This is a genomic window from Mesorhizobium ciceri biovar biserrulae (genome assembly GCF_001618845.1).
GTDB classification, from domain to species: Bacteria; Pseudomonadota; Alphaproteobacteria; order Rhizobiales; family Rhizobiaceae; genus Mesorhizobium; species Mesorhizobium ciceri.
On record NZ_CP015064.1, the window covers coordinates 5,714,978 to 5,732,560 of the forward strand.

Sequence of the window (17,583 nt, forward strand, 5' to 3'; positions counted from 1 at the left end):
TCGTTGCCGGGATACCGGCGATCCCCGATCAGGATGTCGTGACTTCAAACGCAAACGACGGACCCCATGATCCGCCGTGCTGGTCCTCGTACTCGCCGCGCCTACCAGAGATCGTAGCGCAGCCCGACCTTGACCTGATGATAATCGAGGCCCTTTTTGAACTCAGGGTTGCCGACAGCGTCTGCTGTCACGTATTTCGCGGAAGGCAGAGCCGTGTATTGATAGCCGACATCGACTGCAACATTCTTGCTGACCTGATAAGCAAAGCCGGCGCCGAGCGTATAGGCGAAGCTGAACTGCTTCTCCGACTGCGTCGTCCCATCATAGCCGTTTGGATCGTCGCATTCAAAGATGGTCGTGGTTGTACCTGATGTTGTCGATGAATTCTGACAGTTGCGAGCGCCTTGAGCGTACTTGTAGGTGCTGTACGCTATGCCGACACCGCCTCCGACATAGGGCGTGAAGCCGACATAAGTGCCCAGGTCGACAAAGGCGCTGGCCATCACATCGTAGGCCTTGTTGTTGCCGTCGTTGGAGCCTTCGCATCCACGGGTGCTTGGGCCGGCGAACGCGCTTGTGCTGCCACCGCTGGTGACAGTCACCGTCTGCGTTCCATCGCAAGTACTGTCGAATTTGCTGGCGAATTTGCTTGTCGGCAGCAGACCGAAATTCAATTCACCACGGAAGTAATCGTTGAAATGGTAGCCCATACCTATCGAACCAGACAGCGGGCTGGTATCCGTAACCAGACCGGCCGGAGTTTCCGAAAATTCATAGGGCTTGTTGAAGGCATAGCCGAGATCACCGCGCAGATACCAGCCGGAGCCGACCTCGACCGGGACGTAGTCGGGCGCCTGGTCGACATAGATCGGCGGATCGTAGTCGGCCGCGTGCACCGGCGTCAGCGGCAGGAGGGCTAGTGCACCGAGCGCCAGCGCCATACGCGATGTAAGTTTCATGGTCCCCGACTCCCGAATTTGGCGCAGCCCGCAATCGCAGCGGCAGCCATCGTTTCAAGGAGCATTGTTAACCATAGTGGTTAAGTGGCGGTTAAGGCTAACAGAGCGTTAGCGAATTCATTTCCCCTGTCGATTCCAGGCGGCCAACGAAAAACCGCCCGGCTGAGGCCGGGCGGTTTGTGAAGAATTCAAGTAATGTAGATGCTGTTACTTGGTGTAGATCGGCTCGGGTTCGGGCTGGTAGGCAACGACCGGCGCGGCGCAACCGTTGTTGCCACCGAACTGGTAACGCAGGCCACCGCGCACTTCGTGTGTGTTGATGCCACGATCGAAGCCGGGACCGGAGCTGGTGATGTTCCAGTCGAACATGCGGCCGCCCTGGATATGGGAGAAGCGGTAGCCGGCATCGAGAATGATCTTGTCGGTCAAGCAGTACGAAGCGCCGGCCATCAGACCGTAGGCGAAACGCCAGCTTGATCTGCCGGGATTGAACTCGGTGGTGTTCGGGTCGTAGACATCATCCCACTTGACGCGGGCGCCGCCGATGCCGGCGCCAACGTAAGGCGTGATGCCATGGTAGGTGCCGAGATCGACATAGGCGTTGGCAAGCAGTAGCAGGGCGCTCATCTTCGATACTTCGGTCGAAGTACCGTTGATATCCGAGGTGCCGCCGTTGAAGTTCGACTTGAACCAATAGTCGGCGGTCAAATCGGTCCGGAAGTGATCGTTGATCTTGTAGCCGACGCCGGCGCCGAGCGAGAAACCGCCCTTGAGCTTGCCGAAATCGAAGCTTCTGGTGCCGGGCGTAACCGTACAGTTACAGGGATCGACGGTGTAGGTCATATAGTCGATGCCGCGCACGGTCGACTTGTGATAGTCGATGTCGCCACGGATATACCAGCCGCCGACTTCTACCGGCTGCTCGTAGACGGCCTGAGGCGGAGCCTCTTCGACGATCGGTTCCGGCAGGTCGGCCGCGAACAACGGCCCCGCCAGGCCTGCGAACAGTAAGGCGAGCAGGGCCTTTCTTGCTGTCTTGAACATGCTTGTCACCCCTGAGAAGCTCGGAACGGCAAACCCGCCCGAAATGCGATTGGCTTTCAGTCGTGGATAATGAATTGCAAAGGTTAAAAGGCGTTTAACCCTGTTGCTTAACCACGAATCTCGAAACTTCTGGGGACCGGCGCGAGATTTCCGAACAGCGAACAGACTGGGAGCCGACAAGAAAAAGCCCGCCGAGAGGCGGGCCTTGGACAGGTTCAGGCGACGACGTCCTGCCGGGCGCTGTGGGGGTCAGGCGGCGCTGCGCGTTTCCGAGATGATGTCCACGATGCCATTCACCACGGACTCGACCAGTTGCGGGTCGTCGCCCTCGGCCATCACGCGGATCAGCGGCTCTGTCCCGGATGGCCGGATAACCAGCCGTCCGGTCTTGCCGAGCCGGCTACGCGCGTCTTCGATGGCGGCCTTGACCGGCGCCTCCTCGAGCGGCTTGCCGCCGGAAATGTGAACGTTCTTCAAGAGCTGCGGCACGGGTTCGAATTTCTTCGACAGTTCGCTGACCGGCCGGCCCTGCCGCTTGATGCAGGCCAGCACCTGCAGCGCCGAAACCAGGCCGTCGCCGGTGGTCGAAAAGTCAGACAGCACGATATGGCCCGACTGTTCGCCGCCGACATTCAGCCCGTGCGCGCGCATATGCTCGACGACATAACGGTCGCCGACCTTGGTCCGGTGCAATTGCAGCTTCATGTCGCCGAGGAAGCGTTCGAGGCCCAGATTGGACATGACGGTTGAGACGACACCGCCGCCGGCAAGCCGCCCGCTCTGGTGCCAGGATTCGGCGATCAGCGCCATGATCTGGTCACCATCGACGATCGCGCCGTTTTCATCGACGATGACGACGCGATCGGCGTCGCCGTCGAGCGCGATGCCGATATCGGCACGCACTTCGTGCACCTTCTTTTGCAGGCCGGCCGGGTGGGTCGAGCCGCATTCCTTGTTGATGTTGAAGCCGTTGGGCTCGACATTGATGGCGACGACCTCGGCGCCCAGTTCCCACAGCGCCTCGGGCGCCACCTTGTAGGCCGCGCCATTGGCGCAATCGACGACGATCCTCAAGCCCGCGAGCGACATCGAGCGCGGCAAGGTGCGCTTGGCGAATTCGATGTAGCGGTCATGTACGCCGTCGACGCGCTTGGCGCGGCCAAGCCCGTCGGAATCGGCGAGCGCCAGTTCGATATCCCTGTCGAGCATGCTCTCGATGCGCTCCTCGATCTCGTCGGAGAGCTTGTAGCCGTCGGGTCCGAACAGCTTGATGCCGTTGTCGTAATAGGGGTTGTGCGAGGCCGAGATCATGACGCCGATATCGGCGCGCAGCGAACGCACCAGCATGGCGACAGCCGGCGTCGGGATCGGGCCGAGCAGGAACACGTCCATGCCGGCGGCACAAAGACCGGCGACCATGGCATTCTCGATCATATAACCGGAAAGCCTGGTGTCCTTGCCGAGCACGACACGATGTCGATGGGTGCCGCGCTGGAAGGAAAGGCCGGCGGCCATGCCGACCCGCATCGCGATTTCAGCGGTCATCGGAAACTTGTTGGCGCGTCCGCGAATGCCGTCCGTGCCGAAATAATTCCCTGCCATGCCAGTCAGCTTCCTCGACGTTTCTTCCCCGGCACGTCATGCCACAATTGGCCAGGGCGCTATGATCACATTGTGTGATTATACGTTACCAATCCTTAGAAAACCATTGTTGTGCACTGCACACAACGTGGCCGCAACCTGACATGCCCAGACTGCCATGCTGCAATATACAAGTCATTCGAGCCTTTCAGCGCGGATGCACCAGGAAAATCTTGCTCTGAACCAGGCAACGGACAACGATTTCATCACCTTATCGGGAGAAGCCGATTTTCGGCGATATATACGCCACTTAGCATCTGGCGCAACCGACCGTTGAGCGTTATTGATTTGCAGGGACGTATCATGGGCTGCTGCAACGGAGAAACGCTATGCTCATCCACCGACTTGCCACTTTGACCGGCCTCGCCGTCGCGACCTTGTTCCTGGCCGCGCCAGCCAACGCACTGACGATGGCCGAGTGCAGCACGAAGTATAACGCCGCCAAGGATGCGGGGACACTGGCCGGAGCGACCTGGAACCAGTTCCGCAAGGCTCAGTGCGGCACCGACGCCACAGCGACGACCGACGCCAAGCCGGCCGATGCCAAGAAAGCGACCGACACCACGAAGGCTGCCGCCGCGGCGGACGACAGCACGGCCAAGGGCCTGACGGCTAAGGAATGCAGCACCAAGTATCAGGCGGCGAAGGCTGCCGGCACGCTGAACGGCATGAAGTGGAACGACTTCCGTAAATCCGAATGCGCCGCCGGTGCATCCGCCGCTGCCGCCGCCAAGCCGGCGACCACCAAGGCCGCCGCGGCTCCCGCCGCTCCCGCAGACAATGGCGGCAAGGGTCTGAGCATGGCCGAATGCAGCACCAAGTATCAGGCCGCCAAGACGGCCAACACGCTGAACGGCATGAAGTGGAACGACTTCCGCAAGACCGAGTGCGGCGCAGCCGCCTCGGATGACGACACCGTGCCGGCCGCCGACGAGGCGAGCTACACCAAGGAGCCGGCGAAGCCGACGACGGCTGCGCCCAAGGGCGTCAAGTTCCCGTCCGCGATCTCGGCGAAATATGCCAGCGAGACCCCCGGAAAGGGCCGCATGCACACCTGCCTCGACCAGTACTATGTCCTCAAGGACGCCAATGCGCTCGGCGGCCTGAAGTGGATCCAGAAGGGCGGCGGCTTCTACAGCCTGTGCAATGCCAAGCTGAAGGGCTGATCGCTTAGCCATAGTCTCCAAACAAAGGCCCGCGCATCGCAAGATGCGCGGGCCTTTTTTGTTGCGCGAAGACGCACACTGCCTTGCTCGCATCTGCATGTCGCCGGGCTGCCGGCATCATCAATTCGCCTACACTGCCCAACGCCAAGCTCATCGGTAGTCCGTAAAGATTCTGGTTGAACATATAGAGAACAAACTAACTTATTATCAACCAGGAGGATCTTATGCACGGTTTGAAATTGGCGGTATTGGCTGCGACCGCATTTGTCGCTTGGAGCGTCGCCCCCGCAAGCGCACTGACGATGAAGGAATGCGGCGAGACCTATCGAACAGCCAAGGAAGGCGGCACTCTGAACGGCATGGACTGGACGGCTTTTCGCAAGGAGAAGTGCGCGACATCAGCAGCGGACAGTGTCAGCGAGGATACGGTCAAAACCGAGCCGCAGACGAAAAAAGAAACCAGCGCGGCGGTCGCCCCCACTGTAGCGCCCGCGGGCGTGACATTTCCGACCACGCTGGCCGCCGAGTTCAAGACCGAAAAGCCCGCGAAGGCGCGCATGAAGACCTGTCTCCAGGGCTACCATGGCAACAAGGACGCGGGCACGTTGAACGGCCTTCGCTGGATCCAGAAGGGCGGCGGTTATTACAGCCTGTGCAATGCCAAGCTGAAGAGCTGAGCGACAAGACATCTGAAGAAGAGAAGGCCTGCGAACCGCAGGGTTCGCGGGCCTTTTTGTTGCCTTCGAGGGCACGCCAGCGGCGACGTTGCCAATCTCCCCCTTGTGGGGGAGATTGGCTATCACCTAGGCTTTCGCCAATCGTCACCGTCGCAGATGCGAGGTCGCGGACAACTCCTCCCCAACGCCAAAAACAAAAACGCCGCGGAGCAAGCCGCGGCGTTCGATGAAATCGGTGGCCGAACTCAGCTCGACGGCTGTGGTTCCATACCGCCTTCGGGCTCAGGACCCTTCTTGCGGCGGCCGCCGGACTTCGGCACGGCCGAGCCACGACTTGGCGGCGTATCGTCGCCGAGGTCGCGTGCGGGCTTGTGGCCGGCGATCAACTGCTTGATCTCCTCGCCGGACAGCGTCTCGTATTCCAGCAGGCCCTGCGCCAGCGCGATCCATTCCTTCTTCTTCTTGGTCAGGATGGACTTCGCCGACGAATAGGCCTCATCGATCAGGCGGCGCACTTCGGCGTCGATGATCTGCGCCGTTTCTTCCGAGACGTTCTGCGTGCGTGCCACCGAATGGCCAAGGAACACTTCTTCCTGGTTGTCGCCATAGGCGACATGGCCGAGCTTGTCGGAAAAGCCCCAGCGCGTGACCATGGCACGCGCCAGCTTGGTCGCCTGCTCGATATCCGAAGAAGCTCCGGAGGTGATGTTCTCCTTGCCGAACTTGAACTCCTCGGCGACACGGCCGCCCATCATGATGGCGAGCCGCGAGATCATGTATTTGTAGCTCATCGAATAGCGGTCGCCTTCGGGCAACTGCATGACCATGCCGAGCGCGCGGCCGCGCGGGATGATGGTGGCCTTGTGCAGCGGATCGGCCGACGGCACGTTAAGCGCGAGAATGGCGTGGCCGGCCTCATGGTAGGCGGTCAGCTCCTTCTCGGCCTGCGTCATGGCCGACGAGCGGCGCTCGGCGCCCATCATGATCTTGTCCTTGGCGTCCTCGAATTCAGCCATGGTGACGAGGCGCTTGTTGCGTCGTGCCGCCATCAGCGCGGATTCGTTGACGAGGTTCATCAGGTCGGCGCCGGAGAAGCCAGGCGTACCGCGCGCGATCACCTTGAGGTCGACATTGGGCGCCAGCGGCACGTTGCGCACATGCACCTTGAGGATCTTCTCGCGGCCGACGATGTCAGGGTTCGGCACCACGACCTGGCGGTCGAAGCGGCCTGGCCGGAGCAGCGCCGGATCGAGCACGTCGGGCCGGTTGGTGGCAGCGATCAGGATGATGCTTTCGTTGGATTCGAAACCGTCCATCTCGACCAGCAGCTGGTTCAGCGTCTGCTCGCGTTCGTCATTGCCGCCGCCGAGGCCGGCGCCGCGATGACGGCCGACTGCGTCGATTTCGTCGATGAAGATGATGCAGGGCGCGTTCTTCTTGGCCTGGTCGAACATGTCGCGGACGCGGCTTGCACCGACGCCGACGAACATCTCGACGAAGTCAGAACCGGAAATGGTGAAGAACGGCACATTGGCTTCGCCGGCAACCGAGCGCGCGAGCAGCGTCTTGCCGGTTCCCGGAGGGCCGACGAGCAGCACGCCGCGCGGAATCTTGCCGCCGAGCCGCTGGAACTTCTGCGGATCGCGCAGGAACTCGACGATCTCTTCCAGATCTTCCTTGGCTTCGTCGACGCCGGCAACGTCCTGGAAAGTGACGCGGCCATGCGCTTCGGTGAGCAGCTTGGCCTTCGATTTGCCGAAGCCCATCGCGCGGCCGGAGCCGGACTGCATCTGGCGCATGAAGAATATCCAGACGCCGAGGATGAGGATCATCGGCAGCCAGGAGATCAAATAGCCGAACAGCGAATTGGAACCGTCCGTTTCAGGCCGCGCATTGATGGTGACGTTCTTGTCCTGCAGCCGCGAGACCAGCGAAGGATCGCCGGGCGAATAGGTCTGGAAACCGCTGGAATTGTCGGTGTAGGTGCCGCTGATACGAGCGCCAGCAATGGTCACCGTCTTGACCCGCCCCGCCGCGACATCCTGCAGGAACTGCGAATAAGGCACATCGCTGGAAGCCCCTCGCGTCTGCGGCGTCTGGAACAGATTGAACAGGGCTATGAGCAGGACCGCTATGATCGCCCAGAGCGCGAGGTTGCGATAGTTCGGATTCATCAATTGTCCCGTTGGCGTCCGCGAGGCGGACACGCGTCATGAGAGGAAACTTGCGCCTAACATAGGGAGAGCGTCCCCCCTTGCCAAGCAGAACAGCACGTCTGGGTTAAGCTTTCGCGCAACCATCAGCCGGCACTGTGGCCGCTGAAAGGCAAGGGCGGGACCGGGGCCGCGCCAATCAGCCCGGCGACGGCCCGCGCCGGCGCTAGGTCGAAGGATGGCAGGAAGCGGCCGAAGGGGGCAACGACCGGCCGCGCTTCCACCGTCGCGGACTTCAGTCCATATCCAGGCAAACCAAGGCATTCACCGGCCTGCCACACCGCCGGTTCGGCCGCGAGCGCGGCGCGCATCAGGCTCGACGGGGTTTTTCCTTCACCCGTCGCCAGCCGCTTCGCCGCTGCCGCGCCTAACGGGGCAATCAACAATGCGCTGCTGCTGTCGTTCAATGTGATGTGCCGGCGGCCGTCCCACAGGGTGCTGCCGGTGGCGGCAGCGGCAGCGGGCAGTCCGCGCGCCTCGCGGCGCAGGAATATGCCGGAGCGCCGGGAATCGACAACCGTCCGCGACAATGTGGCGCAAAGAAATCCAGCCCTCAGCCGACCGAACAGAGCCTCGCTGCGGGCCTGATCCGGCAGGAAGGCAATCCCGCCGGTCGTGGCCAGAAGGATGCGCAACGCATAGACGGCCGCCTGCTCGTCACCGGAGGAGAGCAGGCACGGGTCGAGGCGGATGAGGCCGATGGCTGGCTGGCTGGCGAAGCCATCGATCAAACCGGCTGCGCTGGCGCCAAGCTGCCTGCGCTCGAGGGCGGCCTGGCCCGCGAGCATCAACATGCCCTTCACATGCTCGACACTCTCGCCGGCAAGTGCGGCCCGCACACGCGGCCGCTCGAAAGCCGCGTCGTCATTGGTCGGATCGTCAGCCCAGCCGACATTTTGACGGCGCAGGACGTCGCGCAATGCCGCGCGCCGCACGCCGAGGAGCGGCCGCACGATCCAGATGCGGCAGTCATAGAGGGTGGCCGGCGCCATGCCGGCAAGTCCCCGGCCGGCCATGCCGGCATGGCCTTGGCCCTCGTCCCGCGCGTGCCGCATCAGCACCGTTTCCGCCTGGTCGTCGGCGGTATGGCCGGTGAGGATCATGCCGATGCCTTCCGCTTGTGCCGCCTCGGCTAGCAGCCGGTAGCGCGCCTCGCGAGCGGCGGCGGGCAGACCGGTCGATGGCTTTGGACCCGACCATGTCAGGATGCGGTGTGAAATTCCGAGCCTGGCGCACAGCTTCGCCACTGTTTGCGCTTCCGCAGCCGAACCGGACCGCAAACCGTGGTCGATCGTCACCGCCAGCAGCCTGGTTGCCGGCGCCCTACGTTCGAGATGGTGTTTGAGAAGAAGGAGCAGGGCGGTCGAGTCGCTGCCGCCGGACACGGCCGCAACAGCGCCGCTGGTAAAATCGATATGCGAAAAAGGGTTAGTCGAAAGGTCCGGCTCGGTGTCGAGCATGATGCATGTCGCCCAAAAGTGATCCCGGTTTCAGGACAACGACATGTATGACAAGGATCAGCAGGCAGCCAGAGCCTTCTCCTGCTTGACGCGTTCCTTGAGCGCGCTGGAAATATCGGGGTAGCGCTTGCCGACCTCGCTGAAAGTGGCGCAGGCAACGTCATGCTGCTTGAGGCCGACCAGCGACACGCCGAGCTTCAGCAACATGTCGGGAGCTTTCTTGGCCTTGGGGTAGTCCTTGCTGGCGGCAAGGAACGTCTCGGCCGCATCGCGGTATTTCTGCTGGCCGAGCAATGACTCGCCCAGCCAGTAATGCGCATCCGCTGCTTTCGCATCCTTGGGGAAGCGGGCGATGTGGTCGCGAAAACCCTGCTCGGCGGTGCCGTAGTCGCCCGAGAGGATGAACTGGTATGAGTTGCGGTAGAGCTCTTCCGGATTGTTGGTGGCGGGCAACGCCGCGACCACCGTATCGGATTTGCCGGTCTTGGGCACCGCCCCGGCGACTGGCGCGGTATCCTGCGCCGGCGCGGTCGATTGTGTGTTGCCGCCGGCATCGATGACATTGCCGTTCTTGTCGACGGTGATGCTGCCGAAGGTCTTTTCCGGCGCTCCCGTACCGGGAATAACCTTGCCGGGGTCGCCATCCGGAGATTCGACGATGACGTCCTCGACCGTCTTGCCGCCTGCCGATTGATCGTTGGCGGGCTCGGCGCCGGCATCGGCCGGCGCCCGTGTTGCCGGGGCCGCCGCCACGTTGTTGTCGGTGCCGGTGGTGGCGTCCGATTTCTTCTGCGCCGGCGGCTGTCCGCCTTGCGTGCCGCCACCTTCCAGCTGCTGGAAGCGGAATTCATTATCTTCCTGCTGCTTGCGGATCTGCTCCTGCATTTGCAGGACCTGGAAATTGAGTTCCTCGATCTTGCCATTCATCTGCCGCAGCTGCTCTTCCAGGCTGGTGACAGCGGTAGGATCGGACTGCACCAGCTGAACCTGGTCCGGTTTCTTCTTTTGACCAAAAAAGCTGGGCAATTCGATACTGGGAAGATGGAAGGTAAAGCCGCTGTCGGTTGATTGCCCTGTGCCGCTCGCCCCGGTGCCGCTAGCCAGGGCGGTGACGCCTGATAGGAGCAGCAGCGCAAGCGTGCCGCTCAGAACCGATCTCAAATGCATGTGCCTCTCGCAGTGATTTCGTTAGCTTGTTCGCGCCTTCCAATCAGAATGGGACCAGCCAAGCGCCCTCGGCTCATAGCAGGAGCCGAGACTTCGGCCAAATTTTGTTTCGGGCATCCGGATATGAAAAAGGCGGCCCCAAGGCCGCCTTTCGCACAAGTATGTTGCATTTTTACCGCTAGACGGCCACGCGTCCTTTGACGCGCCGGTCCATGATGCCTCAGGAGCCAGCGCCGCTAAGCGTAGTGACCGCGCGGCGATTCTGCGACCAGCAAGAGATGTCGTCGCAAACCGCGACCGGACGTTCCTTGCCGTAGGAAATGGTCTTGAGACGGCTGGCCGAGACGCCCTTGGCGACAAGGAAGTCACGGGTAGCAGCGGCGCGGCGGGCGCCGAGCGCCAGATTGTATTCGCGCGTTCCGCGTTCGTCGGCATGGCCTTCGACCACAATGGCATACTGCTTGTACTGGTTCAGCCACTGTGCCTGGCGCGAGAGCGTCGTCTGCGCGTCGGCACGGATCGAGGTCGAGTCCGTATCGAAGAAGATGCGGTCGCCAATGTTGACGGTGAAGTCCTGCGCCGATCCGGGTGTTGCGGCGCCGGCGCCGTTAAGGCCAAGATCGGCCGCGTTGTTCGGCGTCTTTTTCGAGGCGCAACCGGCGATGGCGAGCATCGCCACCAGCGCGATCATGACCGGGTTTCTGGTAAGTGCTGCAATACGGCCCATGCCGCCTCTCCTTCGTAATTCGAGTGGTCTAATTTGAGTGATTTCGTTGATCACCCAGTAACCACGTTTGGGTTAACCGGCATTCAAGAAACACGGTTAAATTTTGGTTTAAGCTGCCCGTCCGCAGCCATTGGCCATGAGCCACAGTTGGCGCGGACCCTAGGCGGAAATACGGCCAAAACGCGACAAAGAGATGGAAAAGAGGAATTGAAGAGTTGGGGAATTGAGGAACTGAAGAGAGAATTCACTTCAGCTTTTCTCTCAGATTGATCAGCATGCCGTAGATATGGGCATAGGATCGCAGCCAATCGTCGTGTTGTGCCTGGCTGATCTATCCAAGGTCGAATGCATAGGAAATTCACGTCTCCACTTCGCTGCATGACCCATTGCCATCGAAATGAACCGCGCGAATTCGGGTTTGGAGTGAGTCTGCTTGGCAAATCCCTCAGCCAAATTGGCGCAGATTCCCTTGCTGGAGCGACGCAACTGATCAGCCAGTGCGTATTGCTCCATTTTCGGGAAGGCGAGCGTAGCTTTATGCACGTCAAGAGAGACCACATAAGCGCGCTTATAAACCTCTGGATTCTTCGCACGCTTGATGTGGCCGCCCGCCTTCTCCATTCTTCAGTTCTTCAATTCCCCAGTTCCTCAGTTCGTCTCTTACTCCAGCAGCGGCGACCAGGCAGGGTCCGAAGCGAAGTTCGCCGTCGGGATCGATTGCTCGTTGCGTCCGGTCAGATCGACCGAAACCAGTTTGGGGCCACCGGCGGAATCGCGGAAGAACATCAGCACGCGGCCATTCGGCGCCCAGGTCGGTCCCTCCTGCTGGAAGCCGGAGGAGAGGATGCGCTCACCCGATCCATCGGTCTTCATGACCCCGATCTGGAATTCGCCGCCGGTCTGCTTGGTGAAGGCAATCAGGTCGCCGCGCGGCGACCATACCGGTGTCGAATAGACGCCATCGCCGAAGGAGATGCGGGTCTGGCCCGAGCCGTCGGCGCCCATCACGTAGATCTGCGCGCGGCCGCCACGGTCGGAGGTGAACACCACCTTGCTGCCGTCGGGCGAATAGGATGGCGAGGTGTCGATGGCGGTCGAGTTGGTCAGCCGCGTCGTCGAGCGGCTGCGCAGGTCCATGGCGAAGATGTTGGAATTGCCGTCGTCGCGCAGCAGGCTCATGATCACCTTCTGGCCATCGGGCGAAAAGCGCGGCGCAAAGGTCATGCCTGGGAAATTGCCGACCAGTTCGCGTTGGCCGGTCTCGATCTGCAGCAGGTACACCCGCGGCTGGCCGCTTTCATAGGACATGTAGGTGATTTCCTGCCGGTTCGGCGAGAAACGCGGCGTCAGCACGATCGACCTGCCGTCCGAAAGATAGCGGACGTTGGCGCCGTCCTGGTCCATGATCGCGAGGCGCTTCTTGCGCGCATTCTTGGCTCCGGATTCGTCGATGAAGACGACGCGGGTGTCGAAATAGCCTTTTTCGCCGGTCAGCCGCTCATAGATGGCGTCGGCGATGATATGGGCGACACGCCGCTGATTGGCATCGTTGGCGAAGAACTGCTCGCCAGCCATCTGCTGGCCGGCAAAGGTATCCCACAACCGGTACTGGGCGCGGATGCGGCCGTCGGCTTCCTTGCTGACGCTGCCCGTGACCAGCGCCTGCGCGTTGATCACCTTCCAGTCGTCGAAGCGCGGTGCTGCATCGGGGTTGGTGATTTTCTCGATAAAGGCGCTCTTGTCGATCGGAGCGAACAGACCCGAACGCTTCAAATCGGCGGTGACGATCTGCGAAATCTGCGCCCCAAGCGCGTCGCCGCCCTGGAAATCCGTGATGGCGATCGGCAGCGGCTCGACGTTGCCCTTGTTGACGTTGAGCTCGACGAGCGCCAGCGCCGGCAACGTGCCTGCCGCGGTCATGCCCATCGCCATTGCTGCGACCATCAGGAGCGGCTTGAGGATTGATTTCATGTCTTCTCGCTTCTCGTAGTGATTTTCGGATGACAGGGCCTTAGAGGCCGAGCATCTCCCTTGGATCGAAGGTGACGCGGACGTCGGCCCAGATGTCCTGCTTGCCGGCGGGAACTTGCAGGCCGGTGACATCGCATTTTTGCACCGCACGAACGGCACTTTCGTCGAACTGGCGATTCCCGCTCGACTTTTCGACCGCCGGGCGCCCGTCCAGCTTACCGGATGCATCCAGGTTGAACCGCACCACGACGAGGAAGTTCTCGGAACCTTCAAGGCCGACAGGAAGGGTCCAGCAGCCGCCGAGCTGGCTTTCCAGGGCACCCATTTCGGACCTGGAAAGCTTCTGACCTTGGTCCTTGTCGCCGCCGAGCGACGCCTGCTGGGTCGAGCGCTTGGCGCCCCCGCCGGATGGTTTCTGCTTGTCGAGGAGCGCGGAGATCTCGTCGGCGTTGAATTGCTTGTCATCGGATTTCGGCTTCGACGACGCTTCCTTGACCGGCTTGTCGGCGTCCTTGCGCTCCGGCGCCTTGGCGCTTTCGGCCTGCGCCGGCTGCGGCTTCGGCCGCGCTTCCGGCGCGGGAGCGGAATCCGGCAGCTGCGTCGCCTCGGCGGGCGGCTCCTGCGCTATGGCTTCAGCGACGGCGTCGGGCTTGACCTCGGGCGTCGGATCGATGGCCGCGGTCTTGTCCTGCGGCGGCGGGGTCGGCGCCGGCTTGGCCGGTGTCGGCTTGGGATCGGCCTGCTTGACCGGCTCGGGCTTGACCTCTTCCTTGGGCGTCGGCGCCGGCGCCACTTCCGTTGCCGGGGTGGGCTTGGGCTTCTCCTGCGGCTTCGGCACGTCCTCGGGCTTCGGCTTTTCGATCGGGGTCGGCGCGGGCGGCGGAGCCGAGGTCATGTCGACGGGCTTCGGCTTGGCTTCCGGCGTTATCGGCTTGTCGGTGTCGACGCTGTTCTCGCCGACCTTCTGCGCATCCGGAACGATGTCCGGGCGCTGCGTCGGCACAGGCGCCGGCTTTTCATGCATCACGGCCTTTTTGTCGCCCTGCAACGTCTGCGCAATGGCTTCCATCGGCACGATATCGACCGCGACCGACTCGACGTCGGACGACGGAAGTGCCGCCGGCGCCGTCAGCGTGAACAGGCCGAAGGTCAGCGCCGCCGTATGCAAGATCACCGATGTGGTGAGGCCGGTCTTCATCGCGCGTCTACTGGTCCTGTTCCTGCAGTGAAACCAGGCCGATGTTCTTGTAGCCGGCGGCCGAAATGCGGGCCATCACCTTCATCGCCGTACCATAGTCGGTGGACTTGTCGCCGCGGATGAAGATGCGCTCCTCATAGCCGGTCTTGGAAATTGCCTGCAGCTTGGCTACCAGTTCCTCGATCGGGATTTCGGTTTCCTGCAGGTAAATCTGGCCGGCGGCGTTGATCGAGACGGTGATCGGCTGCGTGTCGGCATTCATCGCCTTAGCCTGCGTATCCGGCAGGTCGATCGGCACGCCGACCGTCAGCATTGGCGCCGCGACCATGAAGATGATCAGCAGCACCAGCATCACGTCGACCATCGGCGTGACGTTGATCTCGGACATCAGTGCATGGTGACGGCCGCGCCGCCTGTGGCCGCGCCCGCCGCGTCCTCCCATGCCCATGGACATACCCATCTGCTACTCCTCAGGCCTTGGGGGCCACTTTTTCATCGATTTGGCGCGAGAGTATGGCGGAGAACTCGTCGGAGAATCCTTCCATGCGCACGGCTATCTTGCTCGCATCGGACGACAGCTTGTTGTAGGCGATGACGGCGGGAATGGCGGCGAGCAGGCCGATGGCCGTCGCCAACAGCGCTTCGGCGATGCCCGGCGCAACCACGGCGAGACTGGTATTCTTGGAGCCGGCGATCGCCTGAAACGACGTCATGATGCCGATGACGGTGCCGAACAGGCCGATGAAGGGTGCCGCCGAGCCGGTGGTGGCAAGGAAGCCGAGGCGGCCTTCCAGCTTTTCCATCTCGCGGGTCAGCGCCAGGTCCATCGCCTTGTCGATGCGGGTTTGCAGGCCGAGCGGCGACTTGGCGCCCTTCTCGAAACTCTTCTTCCACTCGCGCATGGCCGCCACGAAAATGGCGCCCATGCCGGTGGTCTTGCGATCGGCGAGCGTGCGGTAAAGCTCCTCCAGCGACTGCCCCGACCAGAACACCTGCTCGAACCGGTTGAGCGCCAGCCGCATGCGGGCATAGGAAACCAGCTTGTCGACGATGATCGCCCAGGTCCAGACCGAGGCGCAGAGCAGGCCGATCATGACCAGCTTGACCACCCAGCTGGCCGAAACGAACAGCGACCAAACCGACAATTGCGCGCCCGGATCGGCGAGTGCGATATTTTCCATCGTTACGTCCTTAAGATTTTCCGGGCGAAGCTGGCGGCTGGCCCCTGGCATCCCTTGTGGTCGGTTCGCACGAAGCTACCGGAACAACCCCAAACTGTGCCGTTGTCGGCCTTTTCAGGGCAAATATTGGTGAAAGGAAGGCGTTCGATAACGCCAATCTTCACCAATCTCTTCATGAACCGTTATGGTTAAGGATGGGTTAGTATATAAGGCGCGGCGCATTGCCACGCCCGCACAGTTGTAACGCCATCATCCAAGCGCGAAGTCAGGATGGGTTGAGATTCAGGTCAGGCCGAGCCGAAAGCGGTGGTTCCGAGAACCGGAGCGGAGGGTACTTGAAGTACCCGAGCACCGGAAGCGCAGGGAATCACCGTTTGCAGGCCGGCATCACCTGAATATCATCCCATCCGGGGCATGAATGCCGCCACCCATTCCTTGGGAAAGCGCCTTGGGCGGCCATTCTCGCCGATGATCGCCGCCTCGACCTTGGCCTCGACCAGCACCTCGTCGCCGCGCTTGAGCTGCTGCGCCATGAAGATGCGCGCGCCGGAAATCTCCTCGGTGCGGGTGTCGACGGTCAGGATGTCATCGATACGAGCGGGGCCGCGAAAGTCGATCTCCATGCGACGCACCACCCAGACTATTCTTTCGCCATGCTTGCCGTGGGCAAGCTCTGTGTGGTGCACGCCGGTCAGCCTGAGATAGTCGGAGCGGCCGCGTTCGAAGAACTCGAGATAGCGTGCATGGTAGACGACGCCGGAGAAATCGGTGTCGGCATAGTAGACTCGCGCCATCAGCCGGTGGCCGAACGCCGTCAGCGCACCGGAAAGCCCGGCCAGCAGCGTCGCCGATTCACCATGATCGTCCATTGCGCTTCCTTTTTTAGTCCCAGCGAGGCACCAGTTTCCCGCGGAACATAACATCGGATGGCACTGTTGACGGCGATGATCAAGAGTTTGACGGCGGCGCTGTTCGTGTTGGTGGCTTTGGCGCTGCCTGGCCAGACCGCGACATTCTCGATGAAGCGCGGCCTCAATCTCGACCAGTGGGTCACCTGGCCCGGCGAGGACCAGTGGGGCGACGCCAAGGCCATCCTGCCGTATCCGGAGTGGCGGAAATTCCTTGGGGAGGACGACCTCAAGGCGTTGAAGGATGCCGGCTTCGATTTCCTGCGCATGCCGGTCGATCCATCGCCCTTTCTGTCCGACCAGACCGTGGCCATGCGTGACGATCTCTATGCCAGCGTGCTGGACTCGGTGCGCATAATCAACCGCGCCGGACTCAAGGTGATCGTCGACATGCACCTGATCCCGGCCGGCGGCAGCCGCAAGATCGGAATGGCTGAAGTGATGGGCGACCCACGGACCTTCGACGCCTATGTCGAGATGGTCCGCAAGATGGCCCGCACGCTGGCCAGCGAAGATCCCGCCCAGGTCGCCTTCGAGCCCATGAACGAACCGATCGTGGACTGCGACAGCGACGGCGCGAGCCTGTGGCCGGACCGCCAGCGCAAACTGTTCGCGGCGGCGCGATCCTCGGCTACGAAACTGACCCTGGTGCTGACCGGCGCCTGCTATTCCGCCGCGAGTTCGTTGGAAAAGATCGACCCGAAGACGATTCCGGACGACAACGTCATCTGGACCTTCCATTCCTACGATCCGTTTCTGCTCACCCATCAGGGCGCAACCTGGGCCGGAGACTTCATTCCTTACGTGACCGGCCTGCCCTATCCGCTGAGTGCGGTGCCCAAGGCACAGCTCGACGTGACGCTCGACACCATCCGCGCCAGGATCAAGGCCGAGGCGCCATGGACGCGGCAAAGCGGCCTGCTTGCCTATCTCGATGAACAAGTTGCCAGCATGGACAGCCCCGACAGACTGCTCGGCTTGATGGATGCGCCGTTCGAAAAGGTCGAGGCGTGGGCGAGGGCCAACGGCGTCAAGCCTGGAAACATCACGCTGGGCGAGTTCGGCATGATCCGCCAGGAATACGGCAATTCCTATGTGATGCCCGCTAGGTATCGGGCCGCCTATATCAGGGACATGATCGCGCGTGCCGAAGCACATGGCTTCTCATGGTCGGTGTGGAGCTATGGCGGCGCCTTCGGCATCGTCGACGCCTTCAACGGCGACAAGGCCGAGCCGGATGTGATGGACGCGATCAAATCGCTTCACTGAGG

Annotated in this window: 16 protein-coding genes; 3 read left to right on the forward strand and 13 right to left on the reverse strand. The window is 61.9% G+C overall.

Annotated features, from left to right (window positions below):
- Positions 1 to 101: 101 nt before the first annotated feature.
- From A4R29_RS26960 to glmM, 3 genes are all read right to left on the reverse strand, one after another.
- The gene (locus A4R29_RS26960) at positions 102 to 959 is read right to left on the reverse strand and encodes an outer membrane protein (protein ID WP_013529157.1); all 858 of its coding nucleotides are present in this window, start codon (positions 957 to 959) and stop codon (positions 102 to 104) included.
- 207 nt (positions 960 to 1,166) lie between these two features.
- Positions 1,167 to 2,003, reverse strand: coding sequence for an outer membrane protein (locus A4R29_RS26965; RefSeq protein WP_013529156.1), 837 nt, complete (start codon positions 2,001 to 2,003; stop codon positions 1,167 to 1,169).
- 249 nt (positions 2,004 to 2,252) lie between these two features.
- The gene (glmM, locus tag A4R29_RS26970; RefSeq protein ID WP_063173243.1) at positions 2,253 to 3,605 is read right to left on the reverse strand and encodes a phosphoglucosamine mutase; all 1,353 of its coding nucleotides are present in this window, start codon (positions 3,603 to 3,605) and stop codon (positions 2,253 to 2,255) included.
- 368 nt (positions 3,606 to 3,973) lie between these two features.
- Here glmM and A4R29_RS26975 point away from each other — a divergent pair, with 368 nt between their 5' ends.
- Positions 3,974 to 4,810: a hypothetical protein gene (locus A4R29_RS26975; RefSeq protein ID WP_027162515.1), complete on the forward strand. Its 837-nt coding sequence runs from the start codon at positions 3,974 to 3,976 to the stop codon at positions 4,808 to 4,810.
- Between the two features lie 224 nt (positions 4,811 to 5,034).
- A complete protein-coding gene (locus A4R29_RS26980; RefSeq protein ID WP_013529153.1) occupies positions 5,035 to 5,487 on the forward strand; it encodes a hypothetical protein in 453 nt (150 codons plus the stop codon).
- Positions 5,488 to 5,732: 245 nt separating this feature from the next.
- Here the strand turns inward: A4R29_RS26980 and ftsH are convergent, their stop codons facing one another.
- The 10 genes from ftsH to ybgC all read right to left on the reverse strand — a co-directional run bounded on the left by ftsH (position 5,733) and on the right by ybgC (position 16,273).
- Positions 5,733 to 7,661, reverse strand: coding sequence for an ATP-dependent zinc metalloprotease FtsH (gene ftsH, locus A4R29_RS26985; RefSeq protein WP_013529152.1), 1,929 nt, complete (start codon positions 7,659 to 7,661; stop codon positions 5,733 to 5,735).
- A 125-nt stretch (positions 7,662 to 7,786) separates the two neighbouring features.
- Positions 7,787 to 9,160 (reverse strand): tRNA lysidine(34) synthetase TilS, encoded by a 1,374-nt coding sequence (gene tilS / locus A4R29_RS26990; protein ID WP_027162517.1) that lies wholly within the window; start codon positions 9,158 to 9,160, stop codon positions 7,787 to 7,789.
- 57 nt (positions 9,161 to 9,217) lie between these two features.
- On the reverse strand, positions 9,218 to 10,327 hold the full coding sequence (ybgF, locus tag A4R29_RS26995) for a tol-pal system protein YbgF (protein WP_063173244.1): 1,110 nt from the start codon (positions 10,325 to 10,327) through the stop codon (positions 9,218 to 9,220).
- Positions 10,328 to 10,547: 220 nt separating this feature from the next.
- On the reverse strand, positions 10,548 to 11,054 hold the full coding sequence (pal, locus tag A4R29_RS27000; protein WP_013529149.1) for a peptidoglycan-associated lipoprotein Pal: 507 nt from the start codon (positions 11,052 to 11,054) through the stop codon (positions 10,548 to 10,550).
- Between the two features lie 270 nt (positions 11,055 to 11,324).
- Positions 11,325 to 11,675, reverse strand: coding sequence for a four helix bundle protein (locus A4R29_RS27005; RefSeq protein ID WP_244506869.1), 351 nt, complete (start codon positions 11,673 to 11,675; stop codon positions 11,325 to 11,327).
- A gap of 39 nt (positions 11,676 to 11,714) precedes the next feature.
- Positions 11,715 to 13,025, reverse strand: coding sequence for a Tol-Pal system beta propeller repeat protein TolB (gene tolB, locus A4R29_RS27010; RefSeq protein ID WP_013529148.1), 1,311 nt, complete (start codon positions 13,023 to 13,025; stop codon positions 11,715 to 11,717).
- A gap of 40 nt (positions 13,026 to 13,065) precedes the next feature.
- Positions 13,066 to 14,223 (reverse strand): TonB family protein, encoded by a 1,158-nt coding sequence (locus A4R29_RS27015; RefSeq protein WP_013529147.1) that lies wholly within the window; start codon positions 14,221 to 14,223, stop codon positions 13,066 to 13,068.
- 7 nt (positions 14,224 to 14,230) lie between these two features.
- Positions 14,231 to 14,683 (reverse strand): protein TolR, encoded by a 453-nt coding sequence (gene tolR, locus A4R29_RS27020; RefSeq protein WP_023811855.1) that lies wholly within the window; start codon positions 14,681 to 14,683, stop codon positions 14,231 to 14,233.
- 10 nt (positions 14,684 to 14,693) lie between these two features.
- On the reverse strand, positions 14,694 to 15,404 hold the full coding sequence (gene tolQ, locus A4R29_RS27025; RefSeq protein WP_013529145.1) for a protein TolQ: 711 nt from the start codon (positions 15,402 to 15,404) through the stop codon (positions 14,694 to 14,696).
- Positions 15,405 to 15,802: 398 nt separating this feature from the next.
- Positions 15,803 to 16,273, reverse strand: a complete 471-nt coding sequence (ybgC, locus tag A4R29_RS27030) for a tol-pal system-associated acyl-CoA thioesterase (RefSeq protein WP_063173245.1) — start codon at positions 16,271 to 16,273, stop codon at positions 15,803 to 15,805.
- 57 nt (positions 16,274 to 16,330) lie between these two features.
- On the opposite strand from ybgC, the gene A4R29_RS27035 reads away from it, so the two are divergent.
- Entirely contained in the window at positions 16,331 to 17,581 is a 1,251-nt protein-coding gene (locus A4R29_RS27035; RefSeq protein WP_063173246.1) for a glycoside hydrolase family 5 protein, read from the forward strand.
- Positions 17,582 to 17,583 lie beyond the last annotated feature (2 nt).

What these genes read in the sequence shown, in the direction of transcription:
- A4R29_RS26960 (WP_013529157.1), bottom strand. Translation starts at nt 959, where the DNA reads ATGAAACTTACATCGCGTATGGCGCTGGCGCTCGGTGCACTAGCCCTC.
- A4R29_RS26965 (WP_013529156.1), bottom strand. Translation starts at nt 2,003, where the DNA reads ATGTTCAAGACAGCAAGAAAGGCCCTGCTCGCCTTACTGTTCGCAGGC.
- glmM (WP_063173243.1), bottom strand. Translation starts at nt 3,605, where the DNA reads ATGGCAGGGAATTATTTCGGCACGGACGGCATTCGCGGACGCGCCAAC.
- A4R29_RS26975 (WP_027162515.1), top strand. Translation starts at nt 3,974, where the DNA reads ATGCTCATCCACCGACTTGCCACTTTGACCGGCCTCGCCGTCGCGACC.
- A4R29_RS26980 (WP_013529153.1), top strand. Translation starts at nt 5,035, where the DNA reads ATGCACGGTTTGAAATTGGCGGTATTGGCTGCGACCGCATTTGTCGCT.
- ftsH (WP_013529152.1), bottom strand. Translation starts at nt 7,661, where the DNA reads ATGAATCCGAACTATCGCAACCTCGCGCTCTGGGCGATCATAGCGGTC.
- tilS (WP_027162517.1), bottom strand. Translation starts at nt 9,160, where the DNA reads ATGCTCGACACCGAGCCGGACCTTTCGACTAACCCTTTTTCGCATATC.
- ybgF (WP_063173244.1), bottom strand. Translation starts at nt 10,327, where the DNA reads ATGCATTTGAGATCGGTTCTGAGCGGCACGCTTGCGCTGCTGCTCCTA.
- pal (WP_013529149.1), bottom strand. Translation starts at nt 11,054, where the DNA reads ATGGGCCGTATTGCAGCACTTACCAGAAACCCGGTCATGATCGCGCTG.
- A4R29_RS27005 (WP_244506869.1), bottom strand. Translation starts at nt 11,675, where the DNA reads ATGGAGAAGGCGGGCGGCCACATCAAGCGTGCGAAGAATCCAGAGGTT.
- tolB (WP_013529148.1), bottom strand. Translation starts at nt 13,025, where the DNA reads ATGAAATCAATCCTCAAGCCGCTCCTGATGGTCGCAGCAATGGCGATG.
- A4R29_RS27015 (WP_013529147.1), bottom strand. Translation starts at nt 14,223, where the DNA reads ATGAAGACCGGCCTCACCACATCGGTGATCTTGCATACGGCGGCGCTG.
- tolR (WP_023811855.1), bottom strand. Translation starts at nt 14,683, where the DNA reads ATGGGTATGTCCATGGGCATGGGAGGACGCGGCGGGCGCGGCCACAGG.
- tolQ (WP_013529145.1), bottom strand. Translation starts at nt 15,404, where the DNA reads ATGGAAAATATCGCACTCGCCGATCCGGGCGCGCAATTGTCGGTTTGG.
- ybgC (WP_063173245.1), bottom strand. Translation starts at nt 16,273, where the DNA reads ATGGACGATCATGGTGAATCGGCGACGCTGCTGGCCGGGCTTTCCGGT.
- A4R29_RS27035 (WP_063173246.1), top strand. Translation starts at nt 16,331, where the DNA reads ATGGCACTGTTGACGGCGATGATCAAGAGTTTGACGGCGGCGCTGTTC.